The following is a 19,415-nucleotide window of genomic DNA, read 5'->3' on the forward strand; positions in this document are numbered from 1 at the left end:
TCGCACCGATCAAACTGTGTGTCAGGTGCAGATGTTTTCCGAGGTGACAATCTGCGGCGGTATGTGCACTCGATGCCGCACCGGATCGAACGCCTCGGCGGTCTGCAACTCCACCATCAATTGCACCAGCGCCGTGGCCGTCAGCTTTGGTTGCGAGTCCATCGCCACATCGATCAACCCCTGCCTCAACGCCTGGCGCGACAGCTCGGTGGACTCCTGCAAGATGCAGCACAGCGCCGGGCGCTTGGGCAGTTGCGCAAGGGCGCTGATGATGCCGTCGCCACCGCCGCCCACCACGCACAGGCCGCGCAGGTCGGTGTGGCGGGTGATCAGGTCGAGGGTGGCCTCTTCGGTGATGTCGCAGTTGTCCAGGTTGATCAGCGGCTCCAACGGCTTGAGCCCCGGCGCGTGTTCGGCAAGGTAGCTGTGCAGGCCTTCGACGCGGGCCTGGTGGCCGAGGAAACGGTGGCCGCCGAGCAAGATCCCGACGCTGCCTTTGCGGGCGCCGCAGGTGCGCGCGAGCAACCAGCCCATGGTGCGGCCGACCACGTGGTTGTCCTGGCCCACGTAGGGCTCAAGGGCTTGTTCGTGGATGTCCGATAGCAGCGCCACCACCGGCACGCCGGCGGCGCGGATCTGCGCCAACGTGGCATTGATCAGTGGATGGGCGAAGCTGACCACGGCAAGGCCGTCGCACTGCACCGCGAGTTGTTCGATCTGCGCAGCGATCACGCTCGGTGTGCGCTCGACGATGTACTCGAACTGGCAGGTCAGGTTGGCCCCGGCGTGTTGCTGCGCCGCCTCGGCAATCGACTGCGCCAGGGTGGCGTAGAACGCCTGGGCGGTGGCCAGCAGCAGGATGCCGAAACGGTAGGTCGGCCGCCGTTCGCGAATGCGCTGGCCGATCAGCCGCGCGGCGAAATAGCCTACGGCTTCGGCCGCCTGGAACACCTGCTCGGCGGTATCGGGATTGACCGGCGCACGCGCATTCAAGACCCGGTCGACGGTGGCCACGCTGAGGCCCGCCTGGGCGGCCACGGTGGCAATGGTTGGGCGTTTATGGTTGTTCATGGCAAGCCCTTGATGCGTCTTGATAGAAAACTATCAAGCCCCGCTGGGCCTGGATGATAGCTTGATAGGGAATGGATTCAAGGCCTTGAGGGCGATTTAGCGCTTCTCTATCGTGGGTTTGGCAAGGCACCTGAACCCCACGCTTGCGGAGAACAATAACAATGCCTGAACACACCGCTCACACCGCCCGGCGCGACTACAGCCTCACTGGCCCCGAAGCCGCCCGCGCCGCTGAAAAAGGCCTGGTCTCGGCCAGCTGGTATCAATCACCGATTTCCCGTAAACGCATGAAAGAACTGATGCAACGCCGCGACGGCCCGGCCTTGCGCGACACCGCCCTGTGGTTCGTCGCGCTGTTTGCCAGTGGCTTTGGCGGCTACTGGTTCTGGGGCTCCTGGGCCTGCGTGCCGTTCTTCATGGTGTATGGCGTGCTCTACGGCACGGCGTCCAACCCGCGTTGGCACGAGACCGGCCACGGCACCGCGTTCAAGACCCGCTGGATGAACGACGTGCTCTACCAGGTCGCCAGCTTCATGTGCATCTTCGAGCCCCACGTGTGGCGCTGGAGCCATGCGCGGCACCACACCGACACCATCGTCGTCGGCCGCGACCCGGAGATCGTCGAGCCGCGCCCGCCGAGCTTTCTGATGATGTGCCTGAGCCTGTTCAACCTGCCCCTGGCCTGGAAAACCTTCAGCGGCGTGGCGCGTCACGCCGCCGGCAAGATGAGTGCCCAGGAGGCCGACTTCATTCCTGAGTCCGAGTGGCCCAAGGTATTCCGCGCCGCCCGTGTCTGGCTGGCGATCTACGCGGTGGTCATCGGCACCGCGCTGTACCTGCACAGCTGGTTGCCGCTGATGCTGATCGGTTTGCCGAGCATCTACGGTGCCTGGCTCGGCTACCTGTTCGGCCTGACCCAACACGTGGGCCTCGCCGAAGATGTGCTCGACCACCGCAGCAATTGCCGCACCATCTACATGAACCCTGTGCTGCGCTTTATCTACATGGACATGAACTACCACCTCGAACACCACATGTACCCGATGGTGCCGTACCACGCCCTCGAGCAACTGCACGCAGAGATCCGCGGTGACTGCCCGCCGCCGTACGCCAACCTTTTCGAGGCCTACAAGGAAATCCTGCCGACGATCTGGAAGCAACGCAGCGACCCCACCTACTTCATCCAACGCCCGATTCCCGGCGCGCCTGTTGTAGTGAGCGAGCTTGCTCGCGCTGGGCTGCGAAGCAGCCCCAATGACGCCCCCGCGTTTTTTCAGACAAATCCCGATAGCTGATCCTGGGGCCGCTTCGCAGCTCTGCGCGAGCAAGCGCGCTCACTACAACAAGCTCGTTCACCACGAGGAACTACCATGAACGATCAATGGATCGACGTCTGCGCCGTGGGCGAAATTGACGAAGAAGACGTGCTGCGCTTCGACCATGGCGCACACACCTACGCGGTGTATCGCTCGGCCGAGAATGAATTTTTTGCCACGGCCGGCCTGTGCACCCACGAGAAAATCCACCTCGCCGACGGCCTGGTGATGGACCACGTGATCGAATGCCCCAAGCACAACGGACGCTTTGATTACCGTACCGGCAAAGCCATGGGCGCGCCGGTGTGCGTCAACCTCAAGACCTACCCGGTACGGGTCGAAGCGGGGCGGGTGTTGCTCGCCGTCACGGTGTGACGATGAACGCACCCTTGATCATCGTCGGCGCCGGCCATGCCGGCGGCCGTGCGGCGCTGACCCTGCGCGAAGAAGGCTACACCGGACGCCTGATCCTGATCGGCGATGAACCGCACCTGCCCTACGAACGGCCGCCGCTGTCCAAGGGGTTGCTGCAAGGCTGCGTGGACCTGGCCGGCTACAGCCTGTGCGACCGCGAGCGGTTGGCCGCGTTGAACATCGAACATATCGCCGCCAACCCGGTGACTCATTTGCAGCCCGAGCAACAGCGCCTGCAACTCGCCGACGGCCGGTGGCTGGCCTACGCCGGCCTGTTGCTGGCCACCGGCGGCCGGGCGCGGCGTTTGCCCCAGGCACAGGCCAACGTGTTGTACCTGCGCACCCACGATGAAGCCTTGGCCTTGCGCAGCGCGCTGCGGCCCGGCACACGGCTGGTGGTGGTCGGTGGCGGGTTTATCGGCCTGGAAGTGGCGGCGACCGCCCGTGGCCTGGGCTGCGAGGTGACGCTGCTGGAAGCCGGGCCGCGCCTGGCGGGGCGGGTATTGCCGCCGGTGATCTCGGCGGCGCTGTTGGCGTTGCATCGCCAGCACGGGGTGGATGTGCGCTTGAACGTGGCACTGGAATCGATCCAGGCCGATGCCGTGCAGTTGGTCGATGGGCAGTTGTTGCCGTGCGACCTGGTGGTGGTGGGTATCGGCATGCAGCCGAACATCGAACTCGCGGCGGCGGCCGGGCTGGAAGTGGGGCAGGGCATTCGTGTCGATGCGCAGTTGCGCACCAGCGCGGCGCATATCTATGCGGCGGGCGATGTGTGTGAGTTCCGCCTCGACGGCCTGTACCAGCGCCAGGAAACCTGGCGCAATGCCGAAGCCCAGGGGCGGCATGCGGCGTTGAATCTGCTCGGGCGCCAGTTGCCTTTCGATGCGCTGCCCGGTTTCTGGTCCGACCAATACGATTGGGGCTTGCTCACCGTGGGCGTGATGACGCCGACTGTGGTCACTCGGCCATTGCCCGGCGGCGCGCTGTTGCTGTTCTACCTGGACGCCGAGTCCCGCATGCAAGGCGCTTGCGGTTGGGCGCCCGGCAACGGCGCGGCCAAGGACATCAAGCTCTGCGAACGCCTGATCGGCGCGCGTATCGCGCTCGACACGGCCAGCCTGGCCGACCCCGAAGTATCCCTCAAACAGTTGCTGCGAGGCTGAGATGCGCCAATTCCTGGTATTCCAATCCCTGTGGGCGATGCAAACCGAGCCCGGCCCTCTGGAAGTGCAACTGGACCGCATCAAAGCTGCGGGTTTCGACGGCATCACCGACCACTACTGGAAGCCCGCCGATGTCGCCCGCCTGCACGCCGCCGCCGCGGCCAGGGGCTTGCAGATCGAGGGCCAACTGTTCCCGCAATCGGTGGATGACCTGGCCGCCGCACTGGATGTGATCAGCCGCTACGGCTGTCACCATCTCACTTTGCAGGCCGACGTGCGCCCGCGTACGCAGTCCGAGGCGGCACGCTTGGTTGAAGGCTGGCAGCGTCTGGCCGAGCAGGTGGACTTTCCGGTGCTGCTGGAAACCCACCGTTATCGGCTGACCAACGACCTGCACTTCACCCTCGATCTGCTCGCGCAAATGCCGGATTTGCAACTGCTGGCCGACCTGTCCCACTACGTGGTCGGGCGCGAACTGCCGGAGCCGGGTGCCGTGGAAGACGATGAACAGATCCGCACGATCCTGCGCCATAGTTGGGGGTTTCATGGGCGTGTGGCGAGCAGTGAACAGGTGCAGGTTTCGCTGGACTTTCCCCAGCACCAAGCCTGGGTGCAGCGCTTCACCGAGTGGTGGCGCTACGGGATCGAAGACTGGCTGGCGCGGCCCGACACGCCGCACAGCCTGTCCTTCACCTGCGAGCTGGGCCCGCCGCCGTATGCCATCACCGGCGCAGACGGTCGCGAGATCAGTGATCGCTGGAGCGAGGCCTTGAAGCTGCAAGCGTTGATCCGCGAAGTGTGGCGCAACTGTCAGAAATGATCTGCTAATCTGCGCGAGTTTAATCTCGCCCTTTAGTCTGGACGTTCACCATGACCCCATCCTCTGTTTTGCCACCTCTGGAACCGCAGTCGGTGTGCCACCCGATCACCCGCAGCGCAATTTTCATGGTCGCTACCTTGACGCCCGGCAATGTCGATACGGTGCGCGCCTGGTGCGCCGACATCGCCGGGTTGGTGCGCTCGGTGGGCAAGCGCGTGCCGGACGGCAATCTCACCTGTGTCTGCGGGTTTGGCTCGGATGCCTGGGACCGGCTGTTCGGTGCGCCACGCCCGGCGGCGCTGCATCCGTTTCGCGAGTTTGGGGTGCAAGGGCGCATGGCCGTCGCGACGCCGGGGGATATCCTGCTGCATATCCGCGCCGAGCAGATGGACCTGTGTTTCGAACTGGCCACCCAGTTGATGGCGGCGCTGGGGGATAGCGTCAAGGTGGTGGATGAGGTCCAGGGTTTCCGCTACTTCGATATGCGCAGCATCATCGGCTTTGTCGACGGCACCGAGAACCCGGTGGGGCGCAAGGCCGAAGGCTTCACCCTTGTCGGTGATGAGGACAGCGAATTCCGCGGTGGCAGCTACGTGCTGGTGCAGAAGTACCTGCACAACATGAACGCCTGGAACGGCCTGACGGTGGAGGCCCAGGAGAAGGTGATCGGGCGCACCAAGCTGGCGGATATCGAGTTGGATGACCAGGCCAAGCCTAGCAACGCCCACAGTGCGCTGACGGTGATTACCGACGAGGACGGCAATGAGGTGAAGATCCTGCGCGACAACATGCCCTTTGGGCGGCCTGGGGCGGGGGAGTTCGGCACCTATTTCATCGGCTACGCGCGCTCGCCGCAGCCGCTGGAATTGATGCTGGAGAATATGTTTGTCGGGCGGCCGGTAGGCAACTATGACCGCTTGCTGGATTTCAGTACGGCGGTGACGGGTGGGTTGTTTTTTGTGCCGTCGGCTGACCTGCTGGAAGAATTGGCCGAGCGAAGCGGCGGCCTCTAAAACAACTCAGTCCAACTGTGGGAGCGGGCTTTTGTGGGAGCGGGCTTGCTCGCGAAGACGGTGTGCCAGTCGCTGAATAGGTTGACTGATCCACCGCTTTCGCGAGCAAGCGCGCTCCCACATTAGATTTCATGTGCTTTCGCAATTGGGTTAGCTCAACAGCCCAGTGCTCACGGCCACAATCAGAAATACCCCCAACAACGCCCGGTAGATCACAAACGGCCAGGTTGAGAACCGCTCCAAAAACTTCATCAGCCCCCAGATCGCAAAAAACGCCGAGACGCTCGCCACCACCAGGCCAAACAACAGATGCGGCCAGGCATGCGCGGGCAAGTCGGCGCGCAGCAGTACCCACAGCTCCTTCAACCCGGCGAGGGCAATGGCCGGCAGGCCCAGCAGAAAGGAGAAACGCGCCGCTTCTTCACGCTTGAAGTTGAGGAACAGTGCGGCGGTGAGGGTGGAACCCGAGCGCGATACCCCCGGAATCAAAGCCCCAATCTGCGCAATGCCGACGATCAACGCATCGCGCAGGCGCATCTCACCCATCTCCCGGGTGTGGCGTGCGCGTACTTCCGCGACGGCCAGCAGCACCGCCATGACCACGCAGGAAATGCCGATCACCATCAACCCACGCAACGGCGAGTTGCATGCGTTCAAGGTCGAAGACAGCGCCAACCCGGCAATCCCGATGGGAATCGTCGCCAGCACAATCGCCACGGCCAGCTTGAACCAGCGGTCGTTGTAGTCGCCCCGACGCACTGCGCCGATGCTGCCGGTGGTGACTTGGCGCACGTCGCGCCAGAAATAGCTGACCACCGCCGCCAGCGCCGCCAACTGCATTGCCGCCGAAAACGCCGAGCCTGGGTCCTGCCAGCCGAGCAGGGCGGGGACCACGCGCATGTGGGCGGTGGACGACACCGGCAGCAGCTCGGTAATGCCCTGGATCACGCCCAGGATGAAGATCTGCAAGTAGTCCAGGGAGGCAAAGCCCACATCCAGGCCGGCGGAACAGACGTTGGTCACGGTGCGTGTCCTTGAGAAAAGGGGGATTTGCGCGAAGTCTATTCTAAATGTTTCAGGAATTTGGCCAGGGCAGGGTAAATCCGCAATCGGTTCAGCAAACAGAAAGGTTGGACAATGTATTGGCCTGCGCGAAGGTTTTGTGAACAATGGCGCCCTGCATTTTTTCACCGAGAGCCCCATGTCCGAAACCACCGTCGAACTGATCCAGACCGGCCCCGAAGCCGCCGAGCTGATCCGCAATCTCTACCAGTACTACGCCTATGAGTCGTCGGACTGGGAACAGGAAGATGTCGAAGGGGACGGCCGTTTCTACATCCATGACGAACACCTGGCGCGCTACTGGCAAGACCCGCAGTGGAGCGCCAACCTGTTGTTGGTGGATGGTTTTATCGCCGGCTTCCTGCTGATCGAAGGCAGCGAGTTGCCCGGCATTGATGCGCTGGAACTGGCTGACCTGTTTATCCTCAAGCGCTACCGGCGCAAAGGCATCGGGCGCGCTATCGCCACCCAGGTGCTGTGCAGTGGCGCATCCAACTGGCTGGTGCGTTTTTATGACCAGGACGAAGTGTCCCAGGCGTTCTGGCGCACGGTGCTGGATAACCTGCCGCGCCCGGTGCAACTGCTTGAACTGGATGACGAACCGCAGTTGGTGAACTACCTGATCACGCGGGTGGCGCTGCATTAAACGCTTGCTGCATTGCCTGCGGCGGCTGGCCGAAGGCGCGCAGGAAGGCCTGGCGCATGCGTTCGCGATCACCGAAGCCGGTTTCGCGGGCGACCACTTCCACCGGGTGGCGGCTGGTCTCCATCAGCGTCCGCGCGGCTTCCACCCGCAGCGATTCGATGGCTTTGGCCGGGGTCTGGCCGGTTTCTTCACGAAACACCCGGCTGAACTGGCGTGGGCTGAGCCGTGCGACATCGGCCAAGGCGTCCACCGACAGATCATGGGTCAGGTTTTCGCGGGCATAGGCCAGGGCCAGTTGCACGCGGTCTGACTTGGGGTCCAGCTCCAGCAGGGCCGACAGCTGCGACTGTTCGCTGCCGCGCCGCTGGGCGATCACCAGTTTGCGGGCGATGCGCCGCGCGAGGTCGCTGCCCAGGTCGTTCTCGACCATGGCCAGGGCCATGTCCACGCCGGCGCTCATGCCGGCGCCGGTCCAGATCTGGCCGTCGATCACGAACAAGCGGTCTTCTTCCAATTGAATCTGCGGGTAGCGCTTGCGAAATGCCGGGGCGTGAATCCAATGGGTGGTGGTGCGCTTGCCTTCCAGCAGGCCGGCGTCGGCCAACACGAAAATGCCCATGCACAGCGATGCAACACGCCGCGATTGGACGGCAGCGGCCTTGACCAATTCCAGCAGGTTGGCCTCCGGCAGGCGGAACTCCATGTAGCCGCCGACGATCAGTGTGTCATAGCCTTCGGCGCGGATCGGCGTGGTGTTCACCGAGAACCCCTGGGAGGTCATCACCGCGCCGCCTCGCTCCGACACCAGGTGAAACTCGTAGGCCGGCTCGCCACGTAGCAGGTTCGCGCACTCGAACACCGAGCCGACACTGAGGCTCAGGCACTCAAAATTCGGGTAAACCAGCAGCGCCACGCTGTGCATCGCATCTCTCCAAGGGCAGGGGAGGTGGAATTGTCCGCGCGCGGCGGGCAAACGGCAACCGCCACCGTGCATGTCCGAAAACCTTGCGGATATGACGTTGTGCCGTGCAACCCAGGCTCCTAAGCTTCAACCCACACTCATCCCGAGGCACTCGACAATGAAAGTATTGATGGTTTTGACCTCTCACGATCAGTTGGGAGACACCGGCCGCAAGACCGGCTTCTGGCTCGAAGAGTTTGCGGCACCCTATTACGCGTTCAAGGACGCCGGTGCCGAGGTGGTACTGGCATCCCCGGCCGGCGGGCAACCACCGCTGGACCCGGTCAGCGACCTGCCGGACTTCCAGACCGAACAGACCCACCGCTTCGCCGCCGACCCGGCCGCGCAGCAGGCCTTGGCCAATACGTTGAAGCTGGATGCGGTCAACGCCACCGATTTCGACACGGTGTTCTACCCAGGCGGCCACGGTCCGTTGTGGGACCTGGCGGAGTCGCCGGTGTCAATCGCGCTGATCGAGTCCTTCGAACGCGCCGGCAAGCCGATTGGTTTCGTCTGCCACGCACCGGGTGTGCTGCGTCACGTCAAGGCAGTCAACGGTGAGCCGCTGATCAAGGGGCGTCGCGTCACCGGCTTCTCCAACTCGGAAGAAGCCGCGGTGGAATTGACCGATGTGGTGCCGTTCCTGGTTGAAGACGAATTCAAGAAACTCGGCGGCAAGTACGAGAAGGGCGCCGACTGGCAATCCTTTGTGATCGTCGATGGTTTGCTGGTCACCGGGCAGAACCCGGGCAGCTCCAGCGATGTGGCCAAGGCGCTGCTGAAACTCACCGCGTAAGTTCATTCATTACCTTTTGATTGGCGGCTCCCGAGGAGTCGCCAAGGCTTTTGCTCGTCCAGGATTTGGAAAACCGCACATGACAGACAATATTCTCAACACCCCACTGCAACTGGGTCGGCACACACTGGGCAACCGCATTGTGCTGCCGCCGTTGACCCGCCAGCGCAGCGCCCAACCCGGTGACATCGCCACCGCCTTGATGGCCGAGTATTACCGCCAGCGTGCGTCGGCCGGCTTCATGGTCAGCGAGGGCACGCAGATCGAGCCCCGTGGCCAGGGGTATGCGTGGACGCCGGGGATCTACAACGCGGCGCAGGTCGATGGCTGGCGCACCGTCACCGACGCCGTGCATGCTGACGGCGGGGTGATCTTTGCTCAGCTGTGGCATGTGGGGCGCGTCTCCCATCACGCGTTGCAGCCAGGCGGCGCAGCTCCGGTGGCGCCGTCGGCGATCCAGCCGAAACAGGTCAAGGCGTTCATCGAAACCGCGCCGGGCGCTGGTGAACTGGTGCAACCGCCAGTACCGCGTGCGTTGGATACGCAAGAGGTCAAGGACCTGGTCGGCTTGTATGCCGAGGCCGCGCGCAACGCGATGGCGGCGGGGTTCGATGGGGTGGAGATTCATTCGGCCAATGGTTACCTGGTCAACCAGTTCATTTCGGCCCATTCCAATCAGCGCGATGACGAATACGGTGGTTCGCTGGATAACCGCCTGCGTTTCCTGCGCGAGATTGTCGCGGCGGTCAGCGATGCGGTCGGGGCGGATCGACTGGGCGTGCGTTTTTCGCCGTTGTTCAGTGGCACCGACCAGGACCGCGTGTACATCGGCCTGGTGGAAGAAGACCCACATCACACTTACATCGAAGCCGTCAAAATGCTCGAAGCGGCGGGCATCGCCTACGTTTCCATTGCCGAGGCGGATTGGGACGACGCACCTCAATTGCCGGAAAGCTTCCGGCGTGCGCTGCGTGACAGCTTCAGCGGCCGCATTATCTACGCCGGACGCTATACCGCCGAGCGTGGCGAGAAACTGGTGCAAGCGGGGCTGGCGGACCTGATCGCGTTTGGCCGCCCATTCATTGCCAACCCGGACCTGCCGCAACGCCTGTTCAATGGCTGGCCGCTGAACCCGCTGCGGGTCGAAGGCATGTACGGGGGGTCGGAGCAGGGCTATATCGATTACCCGACTTACCGTTAAAACGGCGGCCTTCAATACACAGCAAATCAAATGTGGGAGCGGGCTTGCTCGCGAAAGCGGTGGTTCAGTCAAAGTATTTGTGTCTGATACACCGTCTTCGCGAGCAAGCCCGCTCCCACACAAGCCCGCTCCCACACAAGCCTGCTTTTCACATTGGATTTGTGCTGGTTCAGATCACCCGCAATACAATCTTGCCGATATGCTCCCCACCTTCCATCCGCGCATGGGCCTTGTCGGCGTCGGTGTACTCAAACACCTGATCGATCATCGGCAGGCAACGCCCGGCTGACAGCGCCGGCCACACGTGTTCGCGCAGTTGTGCGGCGATGGCGGCTTTTTCATCCGCAGTCCGCGTGCGCAGCAGTGAGCCGGTCACAATCGCGCGTTTGCCGAGGATGGTCAGCAAGTCCACGTCATTGGCCTTGGTGCCGCCGAGAAAGCCCAGCATCACCAGGCGGCCATCCATGCTCAAGGCCTTGAGATTGGTGTTGAGGTACGAGGCGCCCATGATGTCGAGGATCACATTCACGCCTTGGGCACCGATCACTTCGGCGAAGTCCTGCTCACGATAATTGATCGCCTCGGCGCCCAGGTCGCGGATGACCGCACATTTCTCGGCGCTGCCGGCGGTGGCAAATGCCTGGATGCCGAATTCGCGGCACAACATCAGCGCGGTGGTGCCGATGCCGCTGGTGCCGCCATGGATCAGCACGCGCTGACCCTTGTGCGCGCCACCGATGCCAAACAGGTTGGCCCACACGGTAAAGAAGGTTTCCGGGATCGCGGCGGCTTGAAGCCACGACAGGCCCTCGGGAATCGGCAACGCCTGGCCGGCAGGCACCGCGCAATATTGCGCATAGCCGCCGCCGTTGGTCAGGGCGCAAACCTTGTCGCCGAGGGCGAAGGCGCTGACCCCGTCGCCCAGTGCCACCACTTCACCCGCCACTTCCAGGCCGGGAATCAGGCTCATGCCGGGCTTCATCGGGTACTTGCCCGCGCGTTGCAAGGCGTCGGGGCGGTTGACCCCGGCGGCGTGCACGCGAATCAGGATTTCGCCGGCGCCCGGGGTGGGCACGGGGACCTGGCGTGGCTTGAGCACTTCGGGGCCGCCGGGAGTGGTGATTTCAATCAGGGTCATGTCGGTAGGCAGGGTCATTTTGCAAGTCCTGTAGCGGTAAGCGTATGGGTTGGGACCGTAGCGAACGGTCGGCGGTTCAGTTGCAACATACCCAGTTCCAGCATCAGCGCGACCACGATCGCCCCGGCTGCAATCATGAACAACAACCCATGGTCGCCGCCGCTGCTGTTGAACAAGGCTGAATAGGCAAACCCGCTCAGCGCCTGGAATGTCGCGAACGACACCGTTGCACGGCTCCAGGCGAGCTGTTGCTGGTGATGGTCGGGCAGCAATTCATGCACCCGCGCCAAGGCCAGCGGCACGATGCCTGGTGGGAACGAGCCAAGGATCACCGCCAACAGCGCCAGGGCGGTGAACGAGCTGGCGAAGGGCAATAGCCCGACGGCCAGCGCCTGCACCACCAGGACCAGGCGAATGCTGGCGCGGGCCCCGAGTTTGTCAGCCAGGTACCCATAGGTGACCGGCCCGATAATCGAGCCCAGCCCGTACATCACCCAGATCATCGCGCCGACCTGCGGGCCATCCCCCAGGCCACGGGCCACGTAGTCCACCAGGAACACCATGGCCGGCACCAGGCCCGCCGCCATAAAGGCGTATTGGGCAAACAACAGGTACACACCGGCGGGGGTGGGTAGCGGCGCGTGTGCCGGTGGTGCGGGGTCCTGCTGCGTGCCGTGGGGCCATGCCAACCAGCTTGCGGCGGTCAGCACCAATGCCAACAGGCCGAGGCCGAACCAGGTCTGCTGCAGGCCCAGGCGCAACAGCGGCGGCACGAGGGTGCCTGAACCGGCAATCCCCAGGCCGATCCCGAGGAAGATCGCACCGCTTGCCAAGCCCCGCCGCGCTGCCGGGACATGGGGCAGTACCGTCGCCGCCACCAGCACCATGATCGCGCCACCGGCCACCCCCGACAGCAGGCGCCAGCCGAAGAACCAGGCCACCGACAACGGAAAGCCGCAGGCAAAGAACGCCAGGGTCACCGCGACCATCATCAGGCGCAACGCGGTGGTGTTGGAGGTCCGTTGGGCGAGGGGCCGGCCGATCAGCGCACCGATCAAATAGCCCACCAGGTTGGCGGCGCCGAGGTACACCACATCGCTGGCGCTGAACCAGTGGGCCTGGATCAGGCTTGGGATCAGTGGCGTGTAGGCGAAACGTGCCAGGCCAATACTGACCAGGCTGGCACACAGGCCGGCGAAGATCGGCAGCCAGATCGAGCGACGAGCACAAGCGTGGAGGTCATGCATGGGGGCGGTCCTGGGTATTTTTCTCTGGCGCCCAGCATAGCCAGGATTATAGATGCAATAATGCTGCGATTAAGCTTCATACTGATGCATATATGCAGCACTGGAGAAACGCATGAATTGGGACGATGCACGGGTATTCCTCGCGGTTTGCCGCGAATCCACGCTGCGCGGGGCGGCGCGGGTGCTGGGGGTGGACCAGGCGACCGTTGGCCGGCGCGTCAATGCCCTGGAAAAATCCCTGGGCGCGACGCTGTTCCTGCGCACCTCCGAGGGCTACGCACTGACCGCCGTTGGCGAGGCGGCCTTGCTCTCGGTGGAAAAAATGGAACGCTCGGCCCTTGATCTGCAACGCCAGATCCAGGGCCTGGATGAGCGCCTGACCGGCACTGTGCGGGTCAGCACCACCGACTCCCTGGCCATCGACTTCCTGATCCCGGCCATCGCCTGTTTGCACGACAAACACCCCGACGTACGCGTGCAATTGGACGCGTCCACCCAGATCCTCAGCCTGGCCAAGCGGGAAGCCGACATCGCGGTGCGCAACACGCGCCCGGACAACCCCGACCTGATCGCCCGGCGCATCGCCCGTTGGCCGGTGGGCTTGTTTGCCTCCCAAGGCTACGTCGAGCGTCACGGTGTGCCCGAGCCCGGCAGCCTGTTCGACGGCCACGATCTGGTGGTCTATCAACCCTATCTGCAACACCAGAAGGACCTGACGCTGGTGTCCGAGCCGCTGGGCCGTGGGCGCATTGTCGCCGCCTTGAGTTCCAGCCTGCTGGTGCGCCGGTCGATTGCCGCCGGCATCGGCATCGGTGAAATCCCGGTGGCCAGCGGTGAGCGCGACGGCCTGGTGCGCCTGTGGCCGCAGCGCACGCGACCGACGCCCTACGACGTATGGCTGGTGACCCACGCCGATCTGCGCCACACCGCACGGGTGCGGGTGGTGATCGATGAAATCGTCGCGGCGTTTGCCGGCACGGGGGAGTGAGGTCAGCACAGGCTTGCAAGCGTGCGCGCGCGCCTGTCGACAGAATCGACCGCGACAGAAGGTCAACTCACACCGGAGCGCATATGCACGAATCAAAGTATCAGGATCTGGGGCTGTTGTTCCTGCGGGCCAGCGGGGCGTTGTTTTTGCTGTGGGTGCATGGCCTGCCCAAGTTGCTCAACTACAGCGAGCAGTTGAAGCTGATCGAAGACCCGTTCAACCTCGGTGCGCCTATCACCCTGGCCTTGGCGATTTTTGCCGAGGTGCTGTGCCCGTTGCTGATCATTGCCGGGGTGCTGGTGCGGCTGGCGTGCCTGCCGATTCTTGCGGTGCTGTTGATCGCGTTGCTGGTGGTGCATCCCGAGTGGACGCTGTTCGAGGCGCAGTTTGGCTGGTTGTTGCTGATCATCTTCATCACGTTGCTGATCAGCGGGCCGGGGCGCCTGGCGTTGGGCCAACGCCAGGCAGTCAACACGTAGCGCATTGCCTGTGGCGAGGGAGCAAGCTTCCTTGCCACAGGTAGGCTGTTGACCCAGGTTCAGCGCTGGAGGAAGGCCAGCAGGTCTTCGTTCAACTGCTGGGCGTGGGTCGCGGCAAAGCCGTGGGGCGCGTCTTTGTAGACTTTCAGCTCGGCACCCTTGATCAGTTCGGCGGCCACTTTGCCGGTGGTTTCGAACGGCACGATCTGGTCGCCGTCACCGTGGATCACCAAGGTCGGTACGTCGATCTTGGCCATGTCCGGGCGGAAGTCTGTTTCGGAGAAGGCGGTGACGCAATCCACGGTCGACTTGAGCGACGCCATCAGCGCGATCTGCAAGGTCTGGGTCAGCACGCCGTTGGAGACTACCTGGCCCTTGTTGAGGCCATAGAACGGCGTGTTGAAATCACTGATGAATTGCGCACGGTCCTTGAGCAACTCGGCCTTGAACCCGGCAAATACATCAAGCGGCACGCCTTGGGGGTAATCCGCTTGCTGGCCGAAGATCGGCGTCACCGCGCCCAGCAGCACCAGGCCGGCCACACGGGCGCTGCCATGGCGGGCGATGTAGCGCGACACGTCGCCGCCGCCCATGGAGAAGCCGACCAGGGTCACGTCTGTGAGGTCCAAGTGTTCGATCAACTGCGCGATGTCGTCGGCAAAGGTGTCGTAGTCATTGCCGGTCCAGGGCTGGTCCGAGCGGCCAAAGCCACGGCGGTCGAAGGCGATGGTGCGGTAGCCGCGACTGCTCAGGTACTCCATCTGGTATTCCCACATGTCCGCATCCAGCGGCCAACCGTGGCTGAACAACACGGGCTGGCCGCTGCCCCAATCCTTGAAGTAGATCTGGGTGCCGTCTTTGGCAACGAATGTGCTCATGGAAAACTCCTGGGTGGGTGGGAAGAGAACTGTAGTTCACTATTGCGTGAAACCGGACAAAGGGCTTGTACGGGTGTGCTCGGTTGAACGGTTCAGCGTCTATGCTGGTCCACTGACTTCCACTGTCCGATCACACAGGTGAACGAAATGGCCAAGACTTACAGCTACGCCGCGCAGAACGCCAAGGATGCCCTCAAGCCCTACACCTTCGAACGCCGCGCGCCGGGGGCCGAGGATGTGCAGATCGACATCCTCTATTGCGGCGTCTGCCACTCCGACCTGCACACCGCGCGCAACGAATGGAACAACACCCTGTACCCGTCGGTGCCGGGCCATGAAATCGTCGGCCGCGTCACGGCGGTGGGCGCTAGCGTGAAGCACTTCAAGGTCGGCGACCTCGCCGGTGTCGGTTGTATGGTCGACAGCTGTCAACACTGCGCGTCGTGCGCCGAGGGCGAAGAGCAGTACTGCGAGAACGGCTTCACCGGCACCTACAACGGCCCGGTATTTGGTGGCGAAAACACGTTTGGCGGCTACTCCGACAGCATCGTGGTCAAGGAGAAGTTTGTGCTGCGCATCTCCCACGACGATTCCAACCTGGCGGCCGTGGCGCCGCTGCTGTGCGCCGGCATTACCACCTATTCGCCGCTGCACCACTGGAAGGTCGGCCCCGGCAAGAAGGTCGGCGTGGTCGGCCTCGGCGGCCTGGGCCACATGGCGGTAAAGATCGCCCACGCCATGGGCGCCCACGTGACCTTGTTCACCACCTCGCCAAACAAACGCGAAGACGGCCTGCGCCTGGGCGCCGACCAGGTGGTGGTGTCAAAGAACGCGGACGAGATGGCCAAGGTCGCCAACAGCCTGGACTTCATCCTCAACACCGTCGCCGCGCCCCACGACCTCGATGCCTTCCTCAACCTGCTCAAGCGTGACGGCACCATGACCCTGGTCGGCGCGCCGGACAGCCCGCACCCGTCGCCGTCGGTGTTCAACCTGATCTTCAAGCGCCGCAGCCTGGCGGGCTCGTTGATCGGCGGGATCCAAGAGACCCAGGACATGCTGGATTTCTGTGCCAGGCATGGGATTGTCTCGGATGTGGAGATGATCGACATCCAGGGCATCAATGAGGCGTATGAACGGATGCTCAAGGGCGATGTGAAATACCGCTTTGTGATCGATATGGACAGCCTGAAAAAAGAGCGCAACGCTGCCTAGTAACACCGTAAGTCCCAGGTGGAAGCGGGCTTAATGTGGGAGCGGGCTTCCACATGTTTGCTCAGCGCTGTTGCTTAGACCGACAAGTGCTCATACAGAATCGTCGCACCCACCAGCATCAACACCACACCCCGCCAACCATCTCCGCACGCTTGCCCACCACGGTGCCCAGCTTTCGACCCAGCGCGTGGCGGCATGGCCGATGGCCCAGCCGATCATCGGTGTGATGGCTTCAATCACACCAAAGATCAGGCCGCCGCGAAGGCGTCGGTGGACACGGTTACTCCCCAACGAGGGGGGCGATCATAGGCAGGCAAAGATGATTATTTCGTCAAAAGGCTCAAGGCCGTTGCGGCTTGACCGAGTTGCCGAAGGTATTGCCCATGCGCACGCCCGTGGCGGCCGGGGTGGCCAGACCCACCGCGTTCGGCGGGCGTTTTTCGATCGGGATCTGTTGCGCCTCGCGGTTTTTCTTCGCCGCCCTGGTCGCGTCTGTGTCACCGCCCATCTGTTGGCTCAGGCAGCCATAGTCGGGCGCCTTGTAACCATCCACCGACACCTCGGTGCAGGTGCGTGCCGCGTTGTCGGCATGGGCGAGCAGGGGCAGGGCGGTGCACAGCAGCAGGCTGGCGAGGGTCGGGACTAGCTTCATCGGGGCCTCCTGGCAGGCCCGAGGGGTGGGCCGGTTAGGTTTGAAAGTGTAATGCAGCGGGCTTGTCGTCACCGTGATGTTTTTTTTGCTATCACCGTAACATCAGGTTCATAAACTGGCCTCAGGATGACGGTTTTCGAGGACACGTCGGCCGTGCAGCGATGCAGAGCGGGAGGTGAACAGGGGGGCTGGAGGCGCGCCGTTTGCGCCTGGGTCCTGCTGTTGCTGCTGACGGGGGCGGCGTCCGCACAGGCAGAGCCAGCGTTGCTGCTGGACCTGCCGCCCCAAGACTTGGAACACGCCCTGCAAGCCTACAGCCGCGCTACCGGCATGGCGGTGCTGGTTGATCGCGAACTCACCCGGGGTCGGCGTTCCATCGGCGTGCATGGGCGCTTCACGGCGCAGGAGGCACTGGCGATGTTGCTCACCGGGAGTGGCCTGATGGCGCGTTATGCGCGCAGTGACGCGTTCACCTTGCAGGTGCCCGAGGTCAGTCACACCCCCGCGCGGCGTAATGCAGCGCGGATCAACAACAGCTATGCCACCGCCTTGCAGCAAGCCATCGAGGCCAGCCTGTGCCGTTCGCCGCTGACCCGGCCTGGCAGTTTCCGGGCGTTGGTCCAGGTGTGGGTCAGCCCGAACGGGGTGATCCAATACAGCCGGCTGGTCAGCTCCACCGGCGAAGCACAACGCGATGAAGCACTGGTGCGCAACCTGGGTGCGGCGCGGGTCGAACGCCCGGCGCCCAGCTCGCTGCGCCAGCCGGTGACTTTACTTTTGATGCCCGACACAACAGGAACACGCATGGAATGCACAGCAGCGAAGGGAGCCTCGGGCGGATGAAAAATACCGGGCACAGCACGATGGTCAGCTTGTTCCTGGCGTCCTATGAAGACTTCAAGGTGCGTTTGCGCAAGCGCCTGGGTTCGGAGGACCTGGCCAACGACGTGCTGCACGAAACCTACCTGCGGGTCGACCGCATGGACATGCCGCCGAACCTTGCGCAACCCAACGCCTACTTGTACCGCATGGCCCTGAACATCGCCGCCGACCGCCGCCAGGCCGACGCCCGGCTGCTCACCGGCAGCGAGGTCGAAGAGTTGCTGCAAACCGCCGACGAAGCCCAGGACCCGTCGCGGGTGGTGGGGGGCCAGCGTGAGATCCAGTCCCTGGTCAAGGCGCTCTACGAGCTGCCGGCCCGCCGGCGCAAAATCCTGATCGCCGCCCGCCTGGAAGAAGCGCCGCACCTGGAAATTTCCCAGCGTTTCGGCATCTCCACGCGCATGGTCGAGAAGGAAATCAAGGCCGCCCTTGGCCATTGCGCCAAGCGTCTGGAAAGAAAAGTGATTCAGCGGTTCGGTCCCGGGGCCGGAAAACCGTCTTAGTGTCGAGTCCCTGATAAAACCGTGAGTATGTGCGCGCTTGAACATTTTTAGCCTCTCCACCGCCCGGGAAACATCCGCCAGCCCCCTGCATGACGAAGCCCGCGACTGGCTGCTCCTGCTGACCTCGGGCCGCGCCACCGTGGCCGATGCCAAGGCCTTGCAGGCCTGGCGCGAGCAGAGCCCGGAACATGCCCAGGCGTTCGAGCAGGCCAAAGTGCTGTGGCAGCAACTCGGCCCGGCCCTTGAGCAGGCGACGCAGCCGCGTCGCTTCGGCCGCCGTGCATTCCTCGGTGGCGCGATTGCCGCTTCGGCCGCCGTGGTGATGGTGCGGGTGGGGACGCCGGGCGGCTTTGCCGGGCTCACGGCGGACTATCGCACCGAAGTCGGCGAGCAGCGCCAAGTGCTGTTGAGCGACGGCGTGAGCCTGGAGCTCAACACGCAGACACGCATCAGCCGTATCGGGCCGGGCATTGAATTGCTCGAAGGCGAAGTCGAAGTGGTCGCCCACCTGGCGCAGCCGCTCAAGGTCCAGGCCGGCGCCGGTTGGGTGAGTGCGGCCCAGGCGCGGTTCAATGTGCGCAACACTGACCAGACGGTGTGCGTCACCTGCATCGAAGGCTCGCTGTCGGTGGACGTGGGCGGCAACAGCGTCAGCCTGGGCAGCGGCCGGCAATTGACCTATGGCGCAGGGGGTATCGGTGCTGTGGTGGCGGTGGATACCCAGGCTGTGGTGGCTTGGCGCGAGCAGGTGCTGGTGTTCAACAACGCCACGCTGGCCACGGTGGTGGACGAGATCAACCGCTACCGGCCGGGCATGCTGGTGCTGCTCAACAAGCAGCTGGGCCAGCGTCGCGTGCAGGCCCGCTTCAGCTTGCAGCAACTGGCCGGGGTGGCCTTGTTGATTCGCGATGCGTACGGCGCCAAGTGCACGGAACTGCCGGGTGGCGTGGTGTTGTTGAGCTGAGCCGCC

The 19,415-nt window shown here is 63.7% G+C and carries 21 protein-coding genes and 1 pseudogene; 14 read left to right on the plus strand and 8 right to left on the minus strand.

The window, feature by feature from the left end; genetic code table 11:
* Positions 1 to 21: 21 nt before the first annotated feature.
* Positions 22 to 1,071: a LacI family DNA-binding transcriptional regulator gene (locus PSH81_RS10325; RefSeq protein WP_226457367.1), complete on the minus strand. Its 1,050-nt coding sequence runs from the start codon at positions 1,069 to 1,071 to the stop codon at positions 22 to 24.
* Positions 1,072 to 1,232: 161 nt separating this feature from the next.
* Here PSH81_RS10325 and PSH81_RS10330 point away from each other — a divergent pair, with 161 nt between their 5' ends.
* The 5 genes from PSH81_RS10330 (at position 1,233) to PSH81_RS10350 (ending at position 5,797) form a co-directional block, all read left to right on the plus strand.
* Positions 1,233 to 2,366, plus strand: a complete 1,134-nt coding sequence (locus PSH81_RS10330) for a fatty acid desaturase family protein (protein WP_225595723.1) — start codon at positions 1,233 to 1,235, stop codon at positions 2,364 to 2,366.
* Positions 2,367 to 2,441: 75 nt separating this feature from the next.
* Complete coding sequence (locus tag PSH81_RS10335; protein WP_017735293.1) at positions 2,442 to 2,762, plus strand: MocE family 2Fe-2S type ferredoxin; 321 nt, start codon at positions 2,442 to 2,444, stop codon at positions 2,760 to 2,762.
* A gap of 2 nt (positions 2,763 to 2,764) precedes the next feature.
* Positions 2,765 to 3,964 (plus strand): NAD(P)/FAD-dependent oxidoreductase, encoded by a 1,200-nt coding sequence (locus tag PSH81_RS10340; protein ID WP_305392448.1) that lies wholly within the window; start codon positions 2,765 to 2,767, stop codon positions 3,962 to 3,964.
* 1 nt (position 3,965) lies between these two features.
* Entirely contained in the window at positions 3,966 to 4,784 is an 819-nt protein-coding gene (locus PSH81_RS10345; protein WP_226457370.1) for a sugar phosphate isomerase/epimerase, read from the plus strand.
* Positions 4,785 to 4,834: 50 nt separating this feature from the next.
* Positions 4,835 to 5,797 carry a Dyp-type peroxidase gene (locus PSH81_RS10350; protein WP_226457371.1) on the plus strand — a complete coding sequence of 321 codons (963 nt, stop codon included), beginning with the start codon at positions 4,835 to 4,837 and terminating at the stop codon, positions 5,795 to 5,797.
* 150 nt (positions 5,798 to 5,947) lie between these two features.
* Here PSH81_RS10350 and PSH81_RS10355 read toward each other — a convergent pair whose 3' ends face one another.
* Entirely contained in the window at positions 5,948 to 6,820 is an 873-nt protein-coding gene (locus PSH81_RS10355; RefSeq protein WP_226457372.1) for an undecaprenyl-diphosphate phosphatase, read from the minus strand.
* Positions 6,821 to 6,998: 178 nt separating this feature from the next.
* On the opposite strand from PSH81_RS10355, the gene PSH81_RS10360 reads away from it, so the two are divergent.
* Entirely contained in the window at positions 6,999 to 7,505 is a 507-nt protein-coding gene (locus PSH81_RS10360) for a GNAT family N-acetyltransferase (protein WP_192300922.1), read from the plus strand.
* On the opposite strand, the gene PSH81_RS10365 is transcribed toward PSH81_RS10360, so the two are convergent.
* Positions 7,483 to 8,427, minus strand: coding sequence for a GlxA family transcriptional regulator (locus tag PSH81_RS10365; RefSeq protein WP_226457373.1), 945 nt, complete (start codon positions 8,425 to 8,427; stop codon positions 7,483 to 7,485). The genes PSH81_RS10360 and PSH81_RS10365 overlap by 23 nt on opposite strands.
* 157 nt (positions 8,428 to 8,584) lie before the next feature.
* Here PSH81_RS10365 and PSH81_RS10370 point away from each other — a divergent pair, with 157 nt between their 5' ends.
* Positions 8,585 to 9,262: a type 1 glutamine amidotransferase domain-containing protein gene (locus PSH81_RS10370; RefSeq protein ID WP_192300924.1), complete on the plus strand. Its 678-nt coding sequence runs from the start codon at positions 8,585 to 8,587 to the stop codon at positions 9,260 to 9,262.
* 79 nt (positions 9,263 to 9,341) lie between these two features.
* On the plus strand, positions 9,342 to 10,463 hold the full coding sequence (locus tag PSH81_RS10375; protein WP_226457375.1) for an alkene reductase: 1,122 nt from the start codon (positions 9,342 to 9,344) through the stop codon (positions 10,461 to 10,463).
* Between the two features lie 169 nt (positions 10,464 to 10,632).
* Here PSH81_RS10375 and PSH81_RS10380 read toward each other — a convergent pair whose 3' ends face one another.
* Both PSH81_RS10380 and PSH81_RS10385 read right to left on the minus strand, forming a co-directional pair.
* Entirely contained in the window at positions 10,633 to 11,619 is a 987-nt protein-coding gene (locus PSH81_RS10380) for an NAD(P)H-quinone oxidoreductase (RefSeq protein ID WP_305392449.1), read from the minus strand.
* Complete coding sequence (locus tag PSH81_RS10385; RefSeq protein ID WP_305392450.1) at positions 11,616 to 12,848, minus strand: YbfB/YjiJ family MFS transporter; 1,233 nt, start codon at positions 12,846 to 12,848, stop codon at positions 11,616 to 11,618. Before PSH81_RS10385 ends, PSH81_RS10380 begins: the two co-directional genes overlap by 4 nt.
* A gap of 112 nt (positions 12,849 to 12,960) precedes the next feature.
* Here PSH81_RS10385 and PSH81_RS10390 point away from each other — a divergent pair, with 112 nt between their 5' ends.
* Together PSH81_RS10390 and PSH81_RS10395 are read left to right on the plus strand one after the other, a co-directional pair.
* Positions 12,961 to 13,836, plus strand: coding sequence for a LysR family transcriptional regulator (locus PSH81_RS10390; RefSeq protein WP_192300928.1), 876 nt, complete (start codon positions 12,961 to 12,963; stop codon positions 13,834 to 13,836).
* Positions 13,837 to 13,919: 83 nt separating this feature from the next.
* Positions 13,920 to 14,315: a DoxX family protein gene (locus PSH81_RS10395; RefSeq protein ID WP_305392451.1), complete on the plus strand. Its 396-nt coding sequence runs from the start codon at positions 13,920 to 13,922 to the stop codon at positions 14,313 to 14,315.
* 59 nt (positions 14,316 to 14,374) lie between these two features.
* On the opposite strand, the gene PSH81_RS10400 is transcribed toward PSH81_RS10395, so the two are convergent.
* Positions 14,375 to 15,193, minus strand: a complete 819-nt coding sequence (locus PSH81_RS10400) for an alpha/beta fold hydrolase (protein ID WP_192300930.1) — start codon at positions 15,191 to 15,193, stop codon at positions 14,375 to 14,377.
* A 147-nt stretch (positions 15,194 to 15,340) separates the two neighbouring features.
* Here PSH81_RS10400 and PSH81_RS10405 point away from each other — a divergent pair, with 147 nt between their 5' ends.
* A complete protein-coding gene (locus tag PSH81_RS10405) occupies positions 15,341 to 16,408 on the plus strand; it encodes an NAD(P)-dependent alcohol dehydrogenase (protein ID WP_226457379.1) in 1,068 nt (355 codons plus the stop codon).
* A gap of 74 nt (positions 16,409 to 16,482) precedes the next feature.
* Here the strand turns inward: PSH81_RS10405 and PSH81_RS27520 are convergent.
* Together PSH81_RS27520 and PSH81_RS10415 are read right to left on the minus strand one after the other, a co-directional pair.
* Positions 16,483 to 16,592, minus strand: a pseudogene (locus PSH81_RS27520) (manganese efflux pump); the annotation flags it as partial.
* Positions 16,593 to 16,748: 156 nt separating this feature from the next.
* Positions 16,749 to 17,060, minus strand: a complete 312-nt coding sequence (locus PSH81_RS10415) for a hypothetical protein (RefSeq protein WP_305392452.1) — start codon at positions 17,058 to 17,060, stop codon at positions 16,749 to 16,751.
* A gap of 216 nt (positions 17,061 to 17,276) precedes the next feature.
* Here PSH81_RS10415 and PSH81_RS10420 point away from each other — a divergent pair, with 216 nt between their 5' ends.
* Genes PSH81_RS10420 through PSH81_RS10430 form a run of 3 tightly spaced genes read left to right on the plus strand, consistent with a single transcriptional unit; the run spans position 17,277 to position 19,409 of the window.
* Complete coding sequence (locus PSH81_RS10420; protein WP_305392763.1) at positions 17,277 to 17,903, plus strand: secretin and TonB N-terminal domain-containing protein; 627 nt, start codon at positions 17,277 to 17,279, stop codon at positions 17,901 to 17,903.
* Positions 17,900 to 18,445 (plus strand): RNA polymerase sigma factor, encoded by a 546-nt coding sequence (locus PSH81_RS10425; protein WP_192300946.1) that lies wholly within the window; start codon positions 17,900 to 17,902, stop codon positions 18,443 to 18,445. The genes PSH81_RS10420 and PSH81_RS10425 overlap by 4 nt, the downstream gene beginning before the upstream one ends.
* Before the next feature lie 37 nt (positions 18,446 to 18,482).
* Complete coding sequence (locus PSH81_RS10430; RefSeq protein ID WP_305392453.1) at positions 18,483 to 19,409, plus strand: FecR family protein; 927 nt, start codon at positions 18,483 to 18,485, stop codon at positions 19,407 to 19,409.
* The last annotated feature ends 6 nt before the right edge of the window (positions 19,410 to 19,415 follow it).

It is taken from the genome of Pseudomonas sp. FP2335 (assembly GCF_030687535.1).
GTDB lineage: Bacteria > Pseudomonadota > Gammaproteobacteria > Pseudomonadales > Pseudomonadaceae > Aquipseudomonas.

Coding starts and splice junctions, on each gene's coding strand:
- PSH81_RS10325 (WP_226457367.1), bottom strand. CDS start 1,071: ATGAACAACCATAAACGCCCAACCATTGCCACCGTGGCCGCCCAGGCG.
- PSH81_RS10330 (WP_225595723.1), top strand. CDS start 1,233: ATGCCTGAACACACCGCTCACACCGCCCGGCGCGACTACAGCCTCACT.
- PSH81_RS10335 (WP_017735293.1), top strand. CDS start 2,442: ATGAACGATCAATGGATCGACGTCTGCGCCGTGGGCGAAATTGACGAA.
- PSH81_RS10340 (WP_305392448.1), top strand. CDS start 2,765: ATGAACGCACCCTTGATCATCGTCGGCGCCGGCCATGCCGGCGGCCGT.
- PSH81_RS10345 (WP_226457370.1), top strand. CDS start 3,966: ATGCGCCAATTCCTGGTATTCCAATCCCTGTGGGCGATGCAAACCGAG.
- PSH81_RS10350 (WP_226457371.1), top strand. CDS start 4,835: ATGACCCCATCCTCTGTTTTGCCACCTCTGGAACCGCAGTCGGTGTGC.
- PSH81_RS10360 (WP_192300922.1), top strand. CDS start 6,999: ATGTCCGAAACCACCGTCGAACTGATCCAGACCGGCCCCGAAGCCGCC.
- PSH81_RS10365 (WP_226457373.1), bottom strand. CDS start 8,427: ATGCACAGCGTGGCGCTGCTGGTTTACCCGAATTTTGAGTGCCTGAGC.
- PSH81_RS10370 (WP_192300924.1), top strand. CDS start 8,585: ATGAAAGTATTGATGGTTTTGACCTCTCACGATCAGTTGGGAGACACC.
- PSH81_RS10375 (WP_226457375.1), top strand. CDS start 9,342: ATGACAGACAATATTCTCAACACCCCACTGCAACTGGGTCGGCACACA.
- PSH81_RS10380 (WP_305392449.1), bottom strand. CDS start 11,619: ATGACCCTGCCTACCGACATGACCCTGATTGAAATCACCACTCCCGGC.
- PSH81_RS10385 (WP_305392450.1), bottom strand. CDS start 12,848: ATGCATGACCTCCACGCTTGTGCTCGTCGCTCGATCTGGCTGCCGATC.
- PSH81_RS10390 (WP_192300928.1), top strand. CDS start 12,961: ATGAATTGGGACGATGCACGGGTATTCCTCGCGGTTTGCCGCGAATCC.
- PSH81_RS10395 (WP_305392451.1), top strand. CDS start 13,920: ATGCACGAATCAAAGTATCAGGATCTGGGGCTGTTGTTCCTGCGGGCC.
- PSH81_RS10400 (WP_192300930.1), bottom strand. CDS start 15,193: ATGAGCACATTCGTTGCCAAAGACGGCACCCAGATCTACTTCAAGGAT.
- PSH81_RS10405 (WP_226457379.1), top strand. CDS start 15,341: ATGGCCAAGACTTACAGCTACGCCGCGCAGAACGCCAAGGATGCCCTC.
- PSH81_RS10415 (WP_305392452.1), bottom strand. CDS start 17,060: ATGAAGCTAGTCCCGACCCTCGCCAGCCTGCTGCTGTGCACCGCCCTG.
- PSH81_RS10425 (WP_192300946.1), top strand. CDS start 17,900: ATGAAAAATACCGGGCACAGCACGATGGTCAGCTTGTTCCTGGCGTCC.